Source organism: Citrobacter sp. RHB36-C18 (assembly GCF_013814485.1).
Classification (GTDB): domain Bacteria; phylum Pseudomonadota; class Gammaproteobacteria; order Enterobacterales; family Enterobacteriaceae; genus Citrobacter; species Citrobacter braakii.
Map to the genome: position 1 here is coordinate 811,802 of NZ_CP057125.1, position 18,028 is coordinate 829,829.

Genomic DNA, 18,028 nt, shown 5'->3' on the forward strand with positions numbered 1-18,028 from the left:
TCTGTGAGCAACTGTAAAAATGAGACCTCACATTCAGTCTTTTTTTTCGTGGTAATGAGGATAGGCCATAGCGATTTTTAAGGGGACGCTATGGATATTTTTATCTCGAAAAAAATGCGTAATTTCATTCTGCTGGCGCAAACCAATAACATCGCCAGAGCGGCAGAAAAAATACATATGACCGCATCGCCTTTCGGTAAAAGCATTGCTGCACTGGAAGATCAAATCGGCTATACGCTGTTTACCCGTAAAGATAACAACATCAGCCTGAATAAAGCCGGACAGGAGCTGTATCAGAAGCTGTTTCCCGTCTATCAGCGCCTCTCTGCCATTGATAACGAAATCCATAACGCCTCTTGTCGCTCGCGGGAAATCGTCATCGGTATCGATAATACTTATCCAACGATTATTTTTGACCAGTTGATTAGCCTTGGCGATAAATATGACGGCGTGACGGCCCAGGCCGTTGAATTCAGTGAGAATGGGGTGATTGATAATCTGTTCGACCGCAAACTGGATTTCATTATCTCGCCACAGCACGTTTCCCCCCGCGTACAGGAGTTGGAAAATCTGGCGATCAGCGAACTGCCTCCGCTACGTCTGGGGTTTCTCGTTTCCCGGCGCTACGAAGAGAAACAGCCGCAGGATCTGCTGCGCGAGCTACCCTGGCTGCAAATGCGCTTCCAGAATCGCGCCAACTTTGAGGCAATGCTGGATGCTTATATGCGGCCCTGTGGGATCAATCCGACGATTATCTACCGTCCGTACAGCTTTATGGCCAAGATTAGCGCGGTGGAGCGCGGGCAGTTTTTGACGGTGATCCCTCATTTTGCCTGGCGGCTGGTGAATCCGTCGACGCTAAAGTATTTCGACGCGCCCGGCAGCCCCATGTATATGCAGGAGTTTCTCTATTCGCTGAAAAATCATCGCTATACCGGCACCATGCTCCAGCATATTGCTGAAGATCGTGACGGTACGGCAAGTTAACCGAGCATCGATCCTGTCTCGAGAAGGTTGCGATGCAGATCGAACGCATGGCTGAGATCGTGATGGATATGCCCGCCGGGCGCTTTTTCCAGATAGCGGTGCAGGTAGTCCCGGTAAAGGGGATGCGCACAGTTATCGATAATCGTGTGCGCCCGCTGCATCGGAGATAACCCACGCAGATCGGCAATCCCTTGTTCGGTCACGATCACTTTAACGCTATGTTCGCTGTGGTCGACATGGCTGCACATCGGCACGATGGTTGAGATTTTCCCGCCTTTGGCAATCGACGGCGCCATAAAGATAGACAGATAGGCGTTGCGCTCGAAATCCCCGCTGCCGCCGATACCGTTCATCAGGTTCACGCCCGCAACGTGCGTGGAATTGGCATGGCCGTAGATATCAAACTCAAGCCCAACGTTGAGTGCAATGACCCCCAGCCGACGGATGATTTCCGGGTTATTGGAGATCTCCTGCGGGCGCAGCACAATTCGGCTGGCGAAGAAGTCCATGTTGTCGTAAATCTTCTGTAGCGACGGGGCTGAGATGGTCAGGCTGGAGGCGCTGGCACCGGTGATCTTGCCCGTTTCCAGCAGATGCACCACCGATTCCTGTAACACCTCTGAATACATCATAAAGGGCGGGATATCCGGATTCTCTCCCAGTCTCGCCATTACCGCGTTGTTGATATTGCCCACGCCGCTTTGTAAGGGCAGAAACTCTGCTGGAATGCGTTTGTGCGCCATTTCTGCCAGTAGGAAAGTGACGACGTTATCGGCAATTTGTTGGCTGACCGGATTGGTTTTATCCGACGCATTCCCGGCATCGGGCAGCTCGGTATCCACCACCGCGACCACTTTCCTGGGGTCTATCTGCACGCACTGACTGCCCACGCGATCCATGGTATGAAATATGGGCACGCTGTTACGCCGCGGCGGTGCGCCGGGTATTACGATGTCGGCAAACTCAGCCACGCGTGGATTATGGTAATGATTCAACTCGATAATCACCTTTTTCGCCCGCAGCAGCCAGGTGGGTGCATTGCCAATACCGCTGGAAAGCCAAATCCGGCCATCCGGCGCAATGGCGGAAGCTTCAATGACGGCAACATCGATATCGCCAAAAAAGCCGTAATTAACCATCTGCGCGACTTCGCTCAAATGGAGATCGACAAACCTCACCTGGCCCTGGTTAATTTTCTCGCGCAGGCCAGATGAGGTTTGATAAGGCGCACGCCAGGAAACGGCATCCGCCGCGGATAGTGCATCATCAGCGGCGGCGCCAATTGACGCCCCGGTCAGCAGGCGGATCTGAAAAGGCTGCCCGTCCTGATGCCGTTCGCAGGCGCGTTGGGCAATTGCGGTGGGTAACGCTTTTGGCGAACCCGCGGGGGTAAAGCCGCTGAACGCCACCATATCATCGTGCTGGATAATTTCTGCCGCCTGTTCGGCGCTCATCCGTTTCATGGCCGTCTCCTTCGTCGGACTTGATTAATGGCCAACAAAATTAGGTTTACGTTTTTCCATAAACGCGTTCATCCCTTCCTGATAATCCTCGCTGTCATACACCGCGCGGCGCATGCCCTGAATGCGCTCGAATTCGTCAGAGTTCATGGTGTGTGCTTCGCCCAACACGCGCAGTTCTTCTTTGATGACGGCGATTGCCAGCGGCGCTTTTTCCGAGATGTGATGCGCCATTTGCAGGGTGAAATCTTCCAGTTCCTCGGTTGGAACGACATGGTTGAGGATCCCGACCGCCATGGCGCGTTGAGCGGTGATGGGCGAGGCGGTAAAAATCAGCTCCTTAACGATGTGAAAACCAGCGTCACGGGTCAGGTTGTGGATGCCCACCAGGTTATAGGGCACGCCGAGGTTGACCGGGGTCATGGAGAAGGTAGACGTACTGGCTGCGATGATCAGATCGGAACTCATGATCATCTCAAACGCGCCGCCCCAGACGCTGCCTTCAACCATGGAGATCACCGGCTTCGGATATTTTTGGATCATGCGAGTTATCTGACGCAGCGGATCGTCATAAGAGAGCGGATCGCGACGTCCGGTGGGGAGTTCATGAATATCATGCCCGGCAGAGAACACTTTGGCCCCGCTCGGGGCGCGCAGAATGATGCAGCGAATGTCCGGACGATTGAGGTCGTTCAGCGCCTGCATCAGATCGTCAATAAACACTTTGCTCAGGGCATTGAGCTTGCGGGCGTAATTGAACTCAATGACCGCGACTTTCTGGATGATGACCACGTTGACGTATTGATAAGACATAATGTTCTCTTTATTAAAAGTAATGATGCTGGATAAATTCGCTGATGTGCCGCAGGCCGGTGCGCGGCGAAAGATCATTGTTTTTGACGGCCAGCAGTGTCTGCTGGAAATACTGGTCGAAATCAGCCCGGGCAAACAGCAGATGCAAGGCTTCTTCTTCAGCCTGCTTGTGTAGCCATTCCACCGCCTGCTGCTGGCGGACTTTTTCCAGTTGACCGCTGGCGGTAAGGCACGTTTTAAAGTCGGTTATCGCCTGCCAAACCTCCTCAATGCCGCGTTTTTCCAGGGCGCTACAGGTCAGAACCTGCGGCTGCCACTCGTCATATTTGCGGCGCAGAATATGCAGGGCGGATTCGTACATATGGCGGGCGATGGCAACGCTGGTACGGTTATCACCGTCGTCCTTGTTGATGACGACCAGATCCGCCATCTCCATCAGGCCTTTTTTGATGCCCTGCAAATCGTCGCCACCGCCGGCGATTTGCAGTGAGAGAAAGCAATCCACCATGCCTGCGACTTCGGTTTCTGACTGCCCAACGCCGACGGTTTCCACAATCACCACGTTGAAGCCCGCTGCCTCGCACAGCAGCATTAATTCGCGGGCGCGCTGGCTGGCGCCGCCTAAATGACCGCTGGAAGGAACCGGACGTATAAACGCAGATTCTGCGCGAGCCAGTTCCGTCATGCGGGTTTTATCACCCAGAATGCTGCCGCCGCTGACCGGGCTGCTGGGATCGACGGCGATCACCGCTACCCGTAACCCACGGCGAATTAACAGCATGCCGAATACTTCCAGAAAGGTGCTTTTACCCGCGCCCGGCGTGCCGGTGATCCCCAGACGCAGGGCGTTACCGGTGAACGGCATAATCGCGTCCAGCAATTGCGTACTCAGCGGCTGGTGGCGCGGGTGATTGCTTTCGACCAGCGTCATCGCCTGGGCGAGCGTAGCCCGTTCACCGAGTCGCAAGCGGCGGACGGTATCCTCAAGCGTGGCGGCGTTAATCATGATGTTTACTGATACGGGTTAACACATCGCGGACGCTGTCGAGCATTGGCGTGCCTGGGCCATAAATGGCTGCCACGCCATGTTCGTGCAGGAAAGCGTAATCCTGTGGCGGAATAACCCCGCCGGCGACGACGCAAATGTCTTCGCGTCCCCAGCCTTTGAGCGCGGTGACCAGCTCCGGGATCAATGTCTTATGACCCGCCGCCAGCGATGATGCGCCAATGACATGCACATCGTTTTCTACCGCCAGACGGGCAATTTCCTCCGGTGTGGAGAACATCGGGCTGAGATCGACATCGAAGCCGAGATCGGAGTAGGCGCTGGCGATCACTTTTGCGCCGCGATCGTGGCCGTCCTGACCCATCTTGGCGATCAGAATACGCGGGCGGCGGCCATTTTCTGCGAGGAACTGTTCAGTTTGCGCAACAATGGCATCGAACTCATCGACGGATTTGTCGGACTGGTGATAGCTTTGCGCAATCACCCCAGTAACACACTGGCTGGGAACCAGATAACGGTCAAAGGCGGCCTCGAGCGCATCGGAGATTTCGCCGAGCGTGGCGCGAACGCGGGCGGCGTTGACGGCGGCGGCCAGCAGATTTTCATTCTGTTGCGCGGCGTGGGTCAGCGCGGATAGCGCGGCTTTAACCGCATCATTGTCGCGGGTGGCGCGGATATGCTGCAGTGAGGCAATCTGCTCGTTGCGCACCTTCACGTTGTCGATCTCCAGCACCGACGTGTCGTCTTCTTTATCCAGCTTGTATTTGTTCACCCCGACGATAACGCGCTTACCCTGGTCGATCAGCGACTGTTCGCGCGCGGACGCTTCTTCGATCATCCGTTTAGGAAGTCCGGCTTCAATCGCCTTCGCCATGCCGCCTGCCTCATCAATCTGCTTGATGATCGTGCGCGCCTGCTTCACGATTTGATCGGTGAGTGATTCGACGTAATACGATCCGGCCAGCGGATCGACGGTGCGGCAGATCTCTGATTCTTCCTGAATGATGATCTGCGTATTACGCGCAATACGGGCGGAGAAATCGGTGGGCAGACCGAGCGCTTCATCAAAAGCGTTGGTATGCAGAGACTGGGTGCCGCCAAGCGTAGCGCCGAGCGCCTCAATGGTGGTTCGTACCACGTTGTTGTACGGGTCCTGCTCGGTCAGGCTCCAGCCTGAGGTCTGGCAGTGGGTACGCAGAGCGAGAGATTTCGGGTTGGTCGCGCCAAAACTGCTGACCGCTTCGCTCCACAGATACCGTGCAGCGCGCAGCATGGCGACGTTCATAAACAGATCCATGCCGATGCCGAAGAAGAATGACAGGCGCGGGGCGAAGTCATCAATTTTCAGTCCGGCGGAAAGCGCGGCCTTGATGTATTCAATACCGTCTGCCAGCGTAAACGCCACCTGCTGTACGCAGTTTGCCCCGGCTTCACCCATGTGATAGCCGCTGATGCTGATGGTATTAAAGCGCGGCATGTTGTCTGAGCACCAGGCGATGATGTCGGCGATAATGCGCATGGAGGGTTTTGGCGGATAAATGTAGGTGTTGCGGCACAAGTACTCTTTCAGAATATCGTTCTGAATGGTCCCGGTGAGCTGTTCCGGCGTCACGCCTTGCTCCTGCGCCGCGACGATATAAAACGCCAGTACCGGCAGCACCGCGCCGTTCATGGTCATCGATACCGACATCTTATCCAGCGGGATCTGGTCGAACAGCACCTTCATATCTTCGACGGTATCGATCGCCACGCCGGCTTTGCCGACGTCGCCCGCTACGCGCGGGTTGTCTGAGTCATAGCCACGATGAGTGGCAAGGTCAAAGGCGACGGAAAGCCCTTTTTGCCCAGCGGCGAGGTTACGGCGGTAAAAGGTGTTGGACTCTTTGGCGGTAGAGAAACCGGCGTATTGGCGAATCGTCCACGGCTGCGCGGTATACATAGTGGCGCGCGGGCCACGCACGTAAGGCGGCAGACCGGGCAGGGTGCCCGTGACTTCCAGATTATCGAGATCCGCTTCGGTGTACAGCGGCTTGATGGCAATCCCTTCCGCCGTTTGTCTTTCCAGCGACTCAACGGTTTTTTCCCGTCGACTGAGTTCTTTATTGGCGAGTGTTTGCCACTCCTGCACGTTTGCCATTTTTTGCTCCGTATTACGCAATAAGTTGAATCTTTGCGAATACGGTGTGCTTTTTCATTTGGCTTGTCGCCAGCAAAAAATAGCCAACAGGACGTCGTTTTTTGCCGTGTGGCGTGTTTTATTTTGTGATGTATTTCAAAGACGTGGCGGGAATAGCATGAAATGAGGGGAAAGGCTTGCAGGCCGGATGAGGCTTTACGCCGCTATCCGGCCTCTGTTCGAGGAATTAATCCTGACGCAGTACGTTGTGGCCATAGGCCAGCAGCGCGTCGGTGACGTTGCGCATCATGCGGCTTTCTGGTGCAAAGCGGTGCCAGTACAGCATCCGACGCTGGAACAGGCCTGGCGTTAAGTCGATAAGCTCACCGCTTTCCAGCTCTTTCTCAATCTGTAAGTGTGGGATCATGCAGCAGGTTGTTCCCTGACGGGCTAACTGGACGAAGGCTTCAGACGAGTTAACGATATGGCACGGTACGCTGCCCGGCGGCAGGTCAAAGTTTTGTTGCAGGAACGCCTGGTGCATATCATCAAGATGGTCAAACGCGACCGCCGGGGCTTTCAGCAGGGCGGAACGGGTGACGCCGTTTGGGAAATAACGCTCGGCGAAAGGTTTAGAGCCAACAAACAGGTAGTCCAGCGCGCCCAGTTTATCCACCAGACAGCTTGGCAGCGCCTGATGTTGAATACTCACCGCACCGACCACTTCACCCCGACGTAGACGTTCCTGGGTTCGGGTTTCATCTTCAACCTGCAGGTTCAGTCGAATCGGTGAATTAGCCAGTACCGGGGCCAGCGCCGGAAGTAACCAGGTCGCCAGACTGTCGGCGTTCACCGCCAGCGAAAGCAGAAGCGGCGTCGAGCCGGTTTGTTCATCGCCCAGCCACTCGTCTTCCAGCAGTTCAACCTGGCGCAGAAGCGCCAGTAGTTTCTGTCCCTGTTCCGTTGGGCGCGGCGGTACGGTGCGCACCAGCAGCGGTTGTCCGAACATATTCTCAAGCTGTTTTATGCGCTGTGAAACCGCGGATTGCGTGATGCACAGCTTTTGCGCCGCGCGCTCAAATCCTCGTTCACGAATAACCGCATCCAGTGCTTGTAGTGTTCTGTAGTCCGGACGTTTCATTGCTTTGACGCACTCCTGAAATTTTTGCTTGTTCTGCACTATGACACAATTTTTGATTGGGTAAAGACGAAATCCGCCGCTTGCGAGCGGGTGTGGGGACATTTTTCTGCACAATGTTCTATAATGCGCGTGAATTTTCCCACCATATTCACACCACAGGCGAAACGATCATGACGCAGGATGAACTGAAAAAAGCAGTAGGATGGGCGGCACTTCAGTATGTACAGCCCGGCACCATTGTGGGCGTAGGTACAGGTTCAACAGCCGCACACTTTATTGATGCGCTGGGCACAATGAAAGGTCAGATTGAAGGTGCGGTATCCAGTTCGGACGCATCGACTGAAAAACTCAAAAGCCTTGGCATCCACGTGTTCGATCTTAACGAAGTGGATAGCCTCGGCGTATACGTTGACGGCGCGGATGAAATCAACGGTCACATGCAGATGATCAAGGGCGGCGGCGCAGCGTTGACCCGTGAAAAAATCATTGCTTCCGTGGCGAAGAAATTTATCTGCATCGCGGATGCGTCTAAAGAAGTCGATATTCTCGGCAACTTCCCGCTGCCGGTCGAAGTGATCCCAATGGCGCGCAGCGCTGTGGCTCGCCAGTTGGTGAAGCTGGGCGGTCGTCCTGAATACCGTCAGGGCGTCGTGACGGACAACGGCAACGTGATCCTCGATGTGCACGGTCTGGAGATCCTCGACGCCATCGCGCTGGAGAATGCCATCAATGCGATTCCAGGTGTGGTAACCGTCGGCCTGTTTGCCAACCGTGGTGCGGATGTCGCGCTGATCGGTACTCCTGACGGCGTGAAAACTATCGTAAAATGATCTGACGGGAGCGTCTTCTCCCGTTAAAAAAATTTTGGCAGGGCAAATTTGGTGACTTGTGTCACGTTTATAATATTGTCCTGCCGATCTCTCCAAAGAAAAAGTTATCGCCAGTATTTTCCTCTGACATTTCCCGTTGAATGACATTTCTTCAGCACGGCGACGCAAACGTTCATATTGCCGCAATATTATTTTTTGATATGTTGAAGAGACGGATGAAAATCCCACACACAACACATCAGTTTGAACAAAAAAAGACAGGGTCGGGGAAATGGCAAAGGTATCACTGGAGAAAGATAAGATTAAATTTCTGCTGGTTGAAGGCGTGCACCAAAAAGCACTCGAAAGCCTTCGTGCAGCAGGTTATACCAACATCGAGTTTCACAAAGGTGCTCTGGACACTGAACAACTGAAAGAGTCCATCCGTGATGCCCACTTCATTGGCCTGCGATCCCGTACCCATCTGACTGAAGATGTGATTGACGCCGCAGAGAAACTGGTCGCGATTGGCTGCTTCTGCATTGGCACCAACCAGGTTGATCTAAGTGCAGCGGCAAAGCGCGGGATCCCTGTGTTTAACGCACCATTCTCTAACACACGTTCCGTTGCTGAGCTGGTGATTGGCGAACTGCTGCTACTGCTACGTGGCGTACCCGAAGCGAACGCCAAAGCGCACCGCGGCGTGTGGAATAAACTGGCTACCGGCTCTTTTGAAGCGCGTGGTAAAAAACTGGGGATCATCGGCTACGGCCACATTGGTACTCAGTTGGGCATTCTGGCGGAATCGCTCGGGATGCATGTCTTTTTCTATGATATTGAAAATAAACTCCCGCTTGGCAATGCCACGCAGGTACAGCATCTTTCCGACCTGCTCAATATGAGCGACGTGGTTAGTCTGCACGTACCGGAAAATGCCTCCACCAAAAACCTGATGGGCGCGCGTGAGATTTCGCTGATGAAGCCGGGGGCGCTGCTGATTAACGCCGCACGCGGTACGGTTGTTGATATTCCTGCGCTGTGCGACGCATTAGCGACTAAACATCTGGCGGGGGCTGCAATCGACGTATTCCCAACCGAACCGGCAACTAACAGCGATCCTTTCACTTCGCCGCTGTGTGATTTCGATAACGTGATCCTGACGCCGCACATTGGTGGTTCAACGCTGGAAGCGCAGGAAAACATCGGTCTGGAAGTAGCTGGGAAACTGACCAAGTATTCCGACAACGGGTCTACGCTGTCTGCGGTAAACTTCCCGGAAGTTTCGCTGCCGCTGCACGGTGGTCGTCGTCTGATGCACATTCACGAAAACCGTCCGGGCGTACTGACGGCACTGAACCAGATTTTTGCCGAGCAGGGCGTCAACATTGCCGCGCAGTATCTGCAAACTTCCGCGCAGGTAGGTTATGTGGTTATCGATATTGAAGCGGATGAAGATGTGGCGGAGAAAGCGCTGCTGGCGATGAAAGCCCTTCCGGGAACCATTCGCGCGCGTCTGCTGTACTGATTTCCTCTACATGGGCAGGCGGTTGACCTGCCCATCTTTCCTCTGATTTCCCTGCCTCAAAATCTCTTTCTGTAACGCATACATTCTGTTTTTCGAGCTTTGCCGCAGTTGGCAACTAAAGGCAGCGTTGCGTGTTGTACAGCAATAAAAGGAATTTACGATAGGGGCGCAGCATAGCGCTGAAACGGGAAAGCCCCTACCGAAGCAGGGGCTCTAAAAAGGAAAGGGACGATGATGAGATACGTCATCATGCTGCTGATCCTGTTAATCATCGCTTGGCCAGCATATTAACAGAGAGTACGCAGGAGGGAGGTTCGCCTCCCTCACCCTTCACCGAGGAATTTAGGTCAAAAAAACGACGCTGTCAATCGGCAAAAAACGGCTACCACTCCCAGATTTTGGACGGCGTCACCACCGCTGGCAGCGGGATATCCCACTCTTCAACCGGCAATTTTTCTACTAACTGGCAGTCATGCGCGTAGCCCACGGGTTGGATCTTATGCTGTTGCCAGTTTTGTAGCGTGCGGTCATAAAATCCGCCGCCCATGCCCAGGCGTTGCCCGTCCTCATCAAATGCCACTAACGGCGTAATCAGTACGTCCAGCTTTGACAGCGGCAATACGTCGCGTACATCAAGCCGTGGTTCCTGGATCTTTAAGCGATTGGTCACCAGGTCGCTGCGCGGATGATAGTGCAGGAACAGTAAATTACCGGGACTGAAGGGATGAAGAACCGGAAGGTAAACGCGCTTGCCCGCTCGCCACAGCTGATCTATCAGCGGCTGGGTATTGAGTTCGCCATCGAACGAGAGAAATACCGCCACAGTATGCGCGAGTACAACAGGGGGAAAACTGAGCATTCGGGTCGCGGCTTGCTGACCGTATTGTCGTTGCTGTTCAGAGGTCAACGTGCGACGACGCTGTCGAATCAGTTGACGAATTTCTTGCCGGGATAAAGGGAGTTCAGAAAGTAGTGTCATGGCTGTTGCCAGGTAGAAGGGAATCTCCGAGATGCCGCCGCAGGCTGTAACCCTTGAACCCTTGGTTCAAGGTGAATGCGTCGTCACAGTTTTAAGGCTTCTCGGACGGGCCGAGCATGCTCACCAACCATGGAGCGCCACATTCTTGTGGTATGAAATATCGGCTCAGGGGACTGGCCCGCTTGCAAACATCTCAGAGAAATTTTGTCTTCAAGGTCACTCTACCACAGTAAACCGAAAAGTGTTATTCAAAGTTTTGGCCCGTTTTTTCGGTTATGCGACCCTGATCAAGCAACGCCTGTTCGATGGTCTGTTGTAGCATCCGAATACGTTGTTCCATGCTCGCCGCGTACTCACGCGTCTTCGCTTTTTCCTGAGTTAATTCATAGCTGATGTTCAACGCGGCGATGAAAACCAACTGCTCAGTATTTGTGACTCTAGTGCGAACTTTCAGATCTTGCAATCGCTGATTGAGATCGTCCGCAGCCTGATTCAACGCATCCCTTTGTTCAGGCGGGCAATTCACTCGCAGTGAACGGCCAAATATTTGGATATCGACGGGTTGTGCAGACATGCCACCTTCCTGCTGATTGACTGCGCTGCCTTCGTCTCCAGACCTTGGGTCCGCGAAGGGGCGACACTATAGCTACCCTGGTATCAAGATACAAGCCCTTTTCTGGTCCACCAGGGCCCAAAGTGGTAGCATACCATGAATATTCCTCCCTTTGATGACGAATGCTTATGTCTATACAGAACGAAATGCCTGGCTACAACGACGTTAGCCAGTTTTTGAACCAACAAGGGGCTGGATTAACCCCGGCCGAAATGCACGGCTTGATCAGCGGGATGATTTGCGGCGGCAACAACGACAGCTCATGGCAGCCGCTGCTGCACGACCTGACGAACGAAGGTCTGGCCTTCGGTCACGAGCTGGCTCAGGCACTGATGAAAATGCACTCTGCCACCAGCGATGCCCTCGAGGACGACGGCTTCCTTTTTCAGCTTTATCTGCCTGAAGGCGACGACGTTAGCGTGTTTGATCGTGCCGATGCGCTGGCGGGGTGGGTAAACCACTTTTTGCTGGGCCTTGGCGTTACGCAGCCAAAGCTCGACAAAGTGACCGGTGAAACCGGTGAAGCGATTGACGACCTGCGCAATATCGCTCAGTTGGGATATGACGAAGACGAAGATCAGGAAGAGCTGGAAATGTCGCTCGAAGAGATTATCGAATACGTGCGCGTAGCCGCCTTGCTGTGTCATGACACGTTTACGCGTCAGCAGCCGACCGCGCCGGAAGTCCGTAAACCGACTCTGCACTAAGAACGAAACGCAAAGGAGAGTGTGATGAGCGAGATATCTCAGCAAGAATTCCAGCGTCGTCGCCAGGCTTTACTGGCACAAATGCAGCCCGGCAGCGCCGCGCTGATTTTTGCCGCGCCTGAAGCGACGCGCAGCGCGGACAGTGAATACCCGTACCGCCAAAGCAGTGATTTCTGGTACTTCACCGGTTTTAACGAACCGGAAGCCGTGCTGGTGCTGATTAAAAGTGATGACACTCATAACCACAGCGTTTTGTTTAATCGAGTTCGCGATCTGACGGCGGAGATCTGGTTTGGCCGCCGTCTGGGCCAGGATGCCGCACCGGCAAAACTCGGCGTTGACCGGGCGCTGGCCTTCAGTGAAATCAACCAACAGCTGCACCTGTTGCTCAATGGCCTGGACGCGGTGTACCACGCGCAGGGCGAATATGCCTGGGCAGATGAGATTGTGTGCACGGCGTTGGATAAACTGCGTAAAGGCTCCAGACAAAATCTGCACGCACCCGCCGCGATCATCGACTGGCGTCCAATGGTGCATGAAATGCGCCTGTTCAAATCACCAGAAGAAATTGCGGTCATGCGCCGTGCCGGAGAGATCAGTGCGCTGGCGCATACCCGCGCGATGGAAAAATGCCGTCCGGGAATGTTTGAATACCAGTTGGAAGGGGAGATTCACCACGAGTTTACTCGCCATGGCGCGCGTTACCCATCCTATAACACGATTGTCGGCAGCGGCGAAAACGGCTGTATTCTCCATTACACTGAAAATGAAAGTGCAATGCGCGATGGCGATCTGGTGTTAATTGACGCCGGGTGTGAATACAAAGGTTATGCGGGCGACATTACGCGTACCTTCCCGGTAAACGGCAAATTTTCCCCTGCCCAGCGTGAAATCTACGACATCGTACTGGAGTCATTAGAGACCAGTCTGCGCCTGTATCGCCCGGGGACGTCCATCCAGGAAGTCACCGGCGAAGTGGTGCGCATCATGATTACGGGTCTGGTGAGGCTTGGCATTTTGCACGGCGAGATCGACCAACTGATTACCGAAAATGCGCATCGCCCATTCTTTATGCATGGTCTTAGCCATTGGCTGGGACTGGATGTGCACGACGTTGGCGTTTATGGTCAGGACCGCTCACGTACTCTCGAGCCAGGAATGGTACTCACTGTCGAACCGGGGCTGTATATCGCGCCGGACGCCGATGTGCCGCCTGCTTATCGAGGTATCGGCATTCGTATTGAAGATGACATCCTCATCACCGAGGACGGCAATGAGAACCTGACCGCCAGCGTGGTGAAGAAAGCGGATGACATTGAAGCCTTAATGGCTGCGGCGCGACTGCAATGAGCGTGATTATCGTTGGTGGTGGTATGGTCGGTGCGACGCTGGCGCTGGCCATTTCTCAGCTCAGCCACGGGACTCTGCCTGTTCACCTGATAGAAGCGAGCGAACCTGAAACTGACCGCCATCCAGGGTTTGACGCCAGGGCGATCGCGCTGGCGGCAGGGACCTGCCAACAGCTGGCGCGAATTGGCGTATGGCAGGCGATTGCCGATTGCGCAACGGCGATCAAAACGGTTCACGTCAGCGATCGCGGCCATGCCGGATTTGTGACGCTGGATGCGCAGGAATACCGTATTCCGGCGCTGGGCCAGGTGGTAGAACTGCACGATGTCGGGCTGCGTTTGTTTGCGCTGCTGCGTAAAGCGCCGGGCATCACGCTGCACTGCCCCGACCGTGTAGCCAGCGTGTCACGCACGCAGGAACGCGTTGAGGTTACGCTGGAAAATGGCGAGATGATTAATGGTCGCCTGTTGGTGGCCGCCGATGGCACGCGCTCCGCGCTGGCTACCGCCTGCGGCGTTGACTGGCAGCAACAACCCTATGAACAACTGGCGGTGATTGCCAACGTGACGACCTCCGTTGCGCATGACGGGCGAGCGTTCGAACGTTTCACGCAATATGGTCCGCTGGCAATGCTACCGATGTCTGATGGTCGCTGCTCGCTGGTGTGGTGCCATCCGCTGGAGCGGCGGGATGAGATTATGGCCTGGTCCGACGAACAATTTTGCCGCGAACTGCAAACTGCGTTTGGCTGGCGGTTGGGGCGTATTACCCAGGCCGGTAAACGCAACGCCTATCCGCTTTCATTAACCTCGGCGCAAAAAGCCATTACCCATCGTACTGTGCTGGTGGGGAACGCAGCACAGACGCTGCATCCCATTGCCGGACAAGGTTTCAACCTTGGTCTGCGCGACGTGATGAGCCTGGCTGAGACGTTGACGCAGGCGCAAAACTGCGCGGAAGATATCGGTGATTATGCGGTGCTGGTACGCTATCAGCAGCGCCGCGAACGCGATCGCGAAACGACGATTGGTGTGACCAACAATTTGGTGTATTTGTTTGCCAATCGCTGGGCCCCGCTGGTCGTTGGGCGGAATGTCGGGCTGATGGCGATGGAATTATTCACGCCTGCACGCGATGCGCTGGCGGAGCGGACCCTCGGTTGGGTTGCGCGATAGATATATCCTGTAGGCCGAATTAAAGAAGTTGGCCTGATTAGCGCAGCGCCATCAGGCAATGTCGCGGAAGTAATGCCGGATGGCGGCTTTGCCTTATCCGGCCTACGGTTTTTGATTGTCCTATTTTCAGGAGCAAACAGTGCAAAGTGTTGATGTAGCAATTGTTGGTGGCGGCATGGTGGGACTGGCGGTTGCCTGCGGCTTGCAGGGCAGCGGGTTGCGCGTTGCGGTGTTAGAACAACATGTTCCGCAGCCTTTGGCGGCGGATGCACCTCCCCAGCTTCGCGTATCGGCCATTAATGCCGCCAGTGAAAAACTGCTTAGCCGACTGGGCGTCTGGTCCGACATTGTTGCCCGTCGCGCTTGTTGCTACCACGGCATGGAAGTCTGGGACAAAGACAGCTTTGGGCGTATTGCGTTTGATGACCAGAGCATGGGCTACAGCCATTTAGGCCACATCGTTGAAAACTCAGAGATCCATTACGCACTCTGGCAAAAAGCACAGCGTTCAGCGGATATTACGCTGATGGCGCCCGCTGAGTTACAGCAGGTAGCCTGGGGTGAGAATGAGGCATTTCTGTCCCTGAAAGATGGCGCAATGCTGACAGCTCGCCTGGTGGTCGGCGCCGATGGCGCTAACTCCTGGCTGCGCAACAAAGCGGATATTCCGCTCACTTTCTGGGATTACCGTCATCATGCGCTGGTGGCGACTATCCGTACGCAGGAAGCTCACGGCGCGGTTGCGCGGCAGGCGTTTCACGGTGAGGGGATCCTGGCGTTCCTGCCTCTCAGTGACCCGCACCTGTGCTCTATCGTCTGGTCGCTCTCGCCGAAGGAAGCAGAACGCATGCAGCAGACAAGCGTTGACGAGTTTAATCAGGCGCTGAATATCGCTTTTGATAATCGCCTGGGGCTGTGCAGCCTTGAAAGCGAGCGTCAGGCGTTTCCGCTGACGGGACGCTATGCCCGTCAGTTCGCTGCTCATCGTCTGGCGCTGGTGGGGGATGCGGCGCATACCATCCACCCGCTGGCGGGTCAGGGGGTTAACCTTGGCTTTATGGATGCGGCGGAGCTGATCGATGAGCTGAAGCGGCTACAGCGTCAGGGCAAAGATATTGGTCAGTATCTCTATTTGCGCCGCTACGAGCGCAGCCGTAAGCACAGCGCAGCGATGATGCTGGCCGGTATGCAGGGCTTTCGTGAACTGTTTGCAGGCGAGAATCCGGCGAAAAAACTGCTGCGTGATATTGGTCTGAAACTGGCCGATACCCTGCCAGGCGTAAAACCACAGCTCATCCGCCAGGCGATGGGACTGAACGATCTTCCTGAGTGGTTACGCTAGCGTCCGTAAGGACAATCTTAAGAGTTTGAGACCCGTCACACTTTCCACTCCCGGCCTGCGCGCCGGGGTGCTTCTCTCATTTGAAATAATCTAATTCCACGCCTTTTTTCGCATTAGTTTTTTTAATATTACGTTTTTTTCATAACGCCATTTTTGACAATTTTTCCACATTTAATGTTGGTTGGTGCTGTTAATTCCAGCTTTTATTTATTTTTTGTTCTGATTATTTGCCGTATGGATGTGGTTTTGTTCTGCCGGTGATTTTGCTGTTTTTGGCCATAAGCTAATGTGATGGTTAATTTTGCCTTATGGTTTAGCGTCTGTTTCGGTGGTAAGTTCAAGACAAAGAGAACGTTTGCGTCGTGGCCCCTGGAGCGGCTGCGGTGCTGGGTTTCGTGGCGAAAATTTCACCGCGAAAGAGTTGGTAGCCCCGCTTATTCAACGAGGAAAAGATGGCTCAACAGACTCCTTTGTACGAACAACACACGCTATGTGGCGCGCGCATGGTAGATTTCCATGGCTGGATGATGCCACTGCATTACGGTTCTCAGCTTGATGAACACCATGCTGTTCGCACCGATGCCGGAATGTTTGATGTGTCACATATGACCATCGTCGACCTGCGCGGTAGCCGCACCCGGGAGTTCTTGCGTTATCTGCTGGCAAACGACGTCGCGAAGCTAACGAAGACGGGTAAAGCCCTCTACTCCGGTATGCTCAACGCTTCGGGCGGCGTGATAGATGACCTGATTGTCTACTACTTCACTGAAGATTTCTTCCGCCTCGTTGTAAACTCCGCCACCCGCGAAAAAGACCTCTCCTGGATTACCCAACACGCTGAACCCTACGCCATCGACATCACCGTTCGAGACGATCTATCGCTGATTGCGGTGCAGGGCCCAAACGCGCAGGAAAAAGCAGCCACATTGTTTACTGACGAGCAGCGCCAGGCGGTAGAAGGCATGAAGCCGTTCTTCGGCGTTCAGGCGGGTGATTTGTTTATCGCAACCACCGGTTATACCGGCGAAGCAGGCTATGAAATTGCCATGCCGAGTGAAAAGGCGGCAGACTTCTGGCGTGCGCTGGTACAAGCAGGTGTCAAACCTTGCGGTCTTGGCGCGCGCGACACGCTGCGTCTGGAGGCCGGCATGAACCTGTACGGTCAGGAGATGGACGAAGCCATTTCTCCGCTGGCGGCCAACATGGGCTGGACCATCGCGTGGGAACCGACTGACCGCGACTTTATCGGTCGGGAAGCGCTGGAAATGCAGCGTGAAAAAGGCCACGAACAGTTGGTCGGACTGGTGATGACCGAGAAAGGCGTACTGCGTAATGAACTGCCGGTGCGTTTCACCGATGCTTCCGGCAATCAGCAGGAAGGCATTATCACCAGCGGAACATTCTCCCCAACCTTGGGTTACAGCATCGCGCTGGCACGTGTCCCTGCGGGTATTGGTGAGACCGCGATCGTACAGATCCGTAACCGCGAAATGCCGGTAAAAGTGACTAAACCTGTTTTTGTGCGTAACGGCAAAGCCGTCGCGTAATTCATCCTTTTTTGGAGATTGATTGATGAGCAACGTACCTGCAGAACTGAAATACAGCAAAGAACACGAATGGCTGCGCAAAGAAGCTGACGGCTCTTACACCGTTGGGATCACCGAACATGCTCAGGAGCTGTTAGGTGACATGGTTTTCGTTGACCTGCCCGAAGTTGGCGCAACCGTCAGCGCGGGCGATGACTGCGCCGTTGCGGAATCCGTAAAAGCGGCATCCGATATTTATGCGCCAGTAGGCGGTGAGATTGTTGCGGTTAACGACGCGCTCAGCGACTCCCCGGAACTGGTCAACAGCGAGCCGTATGCAGGGGGCTGGATCTTCAAAATCAAAGCCAGCGATGAAAGCGAAATTGAATCGCTGCTGGATGCGACTGCATATGAAGCTTTGTTAGAAGACGAATAAATACGCTTCATTCTTCACGTTGCAGGTGTGTTGGCTTTCTTGC

16 protein-coding genes and 1 other RNA gene are annotated in these 18,028 nt (G+C 54.6%); 9 read left to right on the plus strand and 8 right to left on the minus strand.

What is annotated here, in order from left to right; all coding sequences use genetic code 11:
- The first annotated feature begins 90 nt into the window (after window positions 1-90).
- Entirely contained in the window at window positions 91-987 is an 897-nt protein-coding gene (locus HVZ52_RS03945) for a LysR family transcriptional regulator (protein ID WP_046274941.1), read from the plus strand.
- Here HVZ52_RS03945 and HVZ52_RS03950 read toward each other — a convergent pair.
- The 5 genes from HVZ52_RS03950 to argP all read right to left on the minus strand — a co-directional run bounded on the left by HVZ52_RS03950 (window position 984) and on the right by argP (window position 7,523).
- Window positions 984-2,450 carry an acetyl-CoA hydrolase/transferase family protein gene (locus HVZ52_RS03950; RefSeq protein WP_046274940.1) on the minus strand — a complete coding sequence of 489 codons (1,467 nt, stop codon included), beginning with the start codon at window positions 2,448-2,450 and terminating at the stop codon, window positions 984-986. The two genes, HVZ52_RS03945 and HVZ52_RS03950, sit on opposite strands and share 4 nt — an antisense overlap.
- 24 nt (window positions 2,451-2,474) lie before the next feature.
- Entirely contained in the window at window positions 2,475-3,260 is a 786-nt protein-coding gene (scpB, locus tag HVZ52_RS03955) for a methylmalonyl-CoA decarboxylase (RefSeq protein ID WP_016154367.1), read from the minus strand.
- A gap of 13 nt (window positions 3,261-3,273) precedes the next feature.
- Entirely contained in the window at window positions 3,274-4,266 is a 993-nt protein-coding gene (meaB, locus tag HVZ52_RS03960; protein ID WP_181598888.1) for a methylmalonyl Co-A mutase-associated GTPase MeaB, read from the minus strand.
- Window positions 4,259-6,403: a methylmalonyl-CoA mutase gene (scpA, locus tag HVZ52_RS03965; RefSeq protein WP_181598889.1), complete on the minus strand. Its 2,145-nt coding sequence runs from the start codon at window positions 6,401-6,403 to the stop codon at window positions 4,259-4,261. The genes meaB and scpA overlap by 8 nt, the downstream gene beginning before the upstream one ends.
- Window positions 6,404-6,629: 226 nt before the next feature.
- On the minus strand, window positions 6,630-7,523 hold the full coding sequence (gene argP, locus HVZ52_RS03970) for a DNA-binding transcriptional regulator ArgP (RefSeq protein ID WP_003825477.1): 894 nt from the start codon (window positions 7,521-7,523) through the stop codon (window positions 6,630-6,632).
- A 170-nt stretch (window positions 7,524-7,693) separates the two neighbouring features.
- Between argP and rpiA the strand changes: the two genes are divergently transcribed.
- On the plus strand, window positions 7,694-8,353 hold the full coding sequence (rpiA, locus tag HVZ52_RS03975; protein ID WP_016154364.1) for a ribose-5-phosphate isomerase RpiA: 660 nt from the start codon (window positions 7,694-7,696) through the stop codon (window positions 8,351-8,353).
- Between the two features lie 271 nt (window positions 8,354-8,624).
- On the plus strand, window positions 8,625-9,857 hold the full coding sequence (serA, locus tag HVZ52_RS03980) for a phosphoglycerate dehydrogenase (protein ID WP_016154363.1): 1,233 nt from the start codon (window positions 8,625-8,627) through the stop codon (window positions 9,855-9,857).
- A 382-nt stretch (window positions 9,858-10,239) separates the two neighbouring features.
- Here the strand turns inward: serA and HVZ52_RS03985 are convergent, their stop codons facing one another.
- The 3 genes from HVZ52_RS03985 to zapA all read right to left on the minus strand — a co-directional run bounded on the left by HVZ52_RS03985 (window position 10,240) and on the right by zapA (window position 11,410).
- The gene (locus tag HVZ52_RS03985; RefSeq protein ID WP_181598890.1) at window positions 10,240-10,836 is read right to left on the minus strand and encodes a 5-formyltetrahydrofolate cyclo-ligase; all 597 of its coding nucleotides are present in this window, start codon (window positions 10,834-10,836) and stop codon (window positions 10,240-10,242) included.
- 19 nt (window positions 10,837-10,855) lie between these two features.
- Window positions 10,856-11,039, minus strand: a non-coding RNA gene (ssrS, locus tag HVZ52_RS03990) — 6S RNA.
- A gap of 41 nt (window positions 11,040-11,080) precedes the next feature.
- Entirely contained in the window at window positions 11,081-11,410 is a 330-nt protein-coding gene (gene zapA / locus HVZ52_RS03995; RefSeq protein ID WP_003026980.1) for a cell division protein ZapA, read from the minus strand.
- A gap of 167 nt (window positions 11,411-11,577) precedes the next feature.
- Here zapA and HVZ52_RS04000 point away from each other — a divergent pair, with 167 nt between their 5' ends.
- From HVZ52_RS04000 to gcvH, 6 genes are all read left to right on the plus strand, one after another.
- Entirely contained in the window at window positions 11,578-12,156 is a 579-nt protein-coding gene (locus tag HVZ52_RS04000; protein WP_016157420.1) for a YecA family protein, read from the plus strand.
- A 24-nt stretch (window positions 12,157-12,180) separates the two neighbouring features.
- Window positions 12,181-13,506, plus strand: coding sequence for a Xaa-Pro aminopeptidase (gene pepP / locus HVZ52_RS04005; protein WP_155574355.1), 1,326 nt, complete (start codon window positions 12,181-12,183; stop codon window positions 13,504-13,506).
- Complete coding sequence (gene ubiH, locus HVZ52_RS04010) at window positions 13,503-14,681, plus strand: 2-octaprenyl-6-methoxyphenyl hydroxylase (protein WP_149382404.1); 1,179 nt, start codon at window positions 13,503-13,505, stop codon at window positions 14,679-14,681. The genes pepP and ubiH overlap by 4 nt, the downstream gene beginning before the upstream one ends.
- 139 nt (window positions 14,682-14,820) lie before the next feature.
- Entirely contained in the window at window positions 14,821-16,023 is a 1,203-nt protein-coding gene (gene ubiI, locus HVZ52_RS04015) for an FAD-dependent 2-octaprenylphenol hydroxylase (protein ID WP_181598891.1), read from the plus strand.
- A gap of 452 nt (window positions 16,024-16,475) precedes the next feature.
- The gene (gcvT, locus tag HVZ52_RS04020) at window positions 16,476-17,570 is read left to right on the plus strand and encodes a glycine cleavage system aminomethyltransferase GcvT (RefSeq protein WP_047414423.1); all 1,095 of its coding nucleotides are present in this window, start codon (window positions 16,476-16,478) and stop codon (window positions 17,568-17,570) included.
- Between the two features lie 25 nt (window positions 17,571-17,595).
- Window positions 17,596-17,985, plus strand: coding sequence for a glycine cleavage system protein GcvH (gcvH, locus tag HVZ52_RS04025; protein ID WP_003026965.1), 390 nt, complete (start codon window positions 17,596-17,598; stop codon window positions 17,983-17,985).
- The last annotated feature ends 43 nt before the right edge of the window (window positions 17,986-18,028 follow it).

Bases quoted from the DNA above. Each gene is read 5' to 3' on its own strand.
- HVZ52_RS04000 (WP_016157420.1), top strand. From the start codon at position 11,578: ATGTCTATACAGAACGAAATGCCTGGCTACAACGACGTTAGCCAGTTT.
- scpA (WP_181598889.1), bottom strand. From the start codon at position 6,403: ATGGCAAACGTGCAGGAGTGGCAAACACTCGCCAATAAAGAACTCAGT.
- scpB (WP_016154367.1), bottom strand. From the start codon at position 3,260: ATGTCTTATCAATACGTCAACGTGGTCATCATCCAGAAAGTCGCGGTC.
- gcvH (WP_003026965.1), top strand. From the start codon at position 17,596: ATGAGCAACGTACCTGCAGAACTGAAATACAGCAAAGAACACGAATGG.
- serA (WP_016154363.1), top strand. From the start codon at position 8,625: ATGGCAAAGGTATCACTGGAGAAAGATAAGATTAAATTTCTGCTGGTT.
- pepP (WP_155574355.1), top strand. From the start codon at position 12,181: ATGAGCGAGATATCTCAGCAAGAATTCCAGCGTCGTCGCCAGGCTTTA.
- meaB (WP_181598888.1), bottom strand. From the start codon at position 4,266: ATGATTAACGCCGCCACGCTTGAGGATACCGTCCGCCGCTTGCGACTC.
- ubiH (WP_149382404.1), top strand. From the start codon at position 13,503: ATGAGCGTGATTATCGTTGGTGGTGGTATGGTCGGTGCGACGCTGGCG.
- HVZ52_RS03945 (WP_046274941.1), top strand. From the start codon at position 91: ATGGATATTTTTATCTCGAAAAAAATGCGTAATTTCATTCTGCTGGCG.
- rpiA (WP_016154364.1), top strand. From the start codon at position 7,694: ATGACGCAGGATGAACTGAAAAAAGCAGTAGGATGGGCGGCACTTCAG.
- HVZ52_RS03985 (WP_181598890.1), bottom strand. From the start codon at position 10,836: ATGACACTACTTTCTGAACTCCCTTTATCCCGGCAAGAAATTCGTCAA.
- argP (WP_003825477.1), bottom strand. From the start codon at position 7,523: ATGAAACGTCCGGACTACAGAACACTACAAGCACTGGATGCGGTTATT.
- gcvT (WP_047414423.1), top strand. From the start codon at position 16,476: ATGGCTCAACAGACTCCTTTGTACGAACAACACACGCTATGTGGCGCG.
- HVZ52_RS03950 (WP_046274940.1), bottom strand. From the start codon at position 2,450: ATGAAACGGATGAGCGCCGAACAGGCGGCAGAAATTATCCAGCACGAT.
- zapA (WP_003026980.1), bottom strand. From the start codon at position 11,410: ATGTCTGCACAACCCGTCGATATCCAAATATTTGGCCGTTCACTGCGA.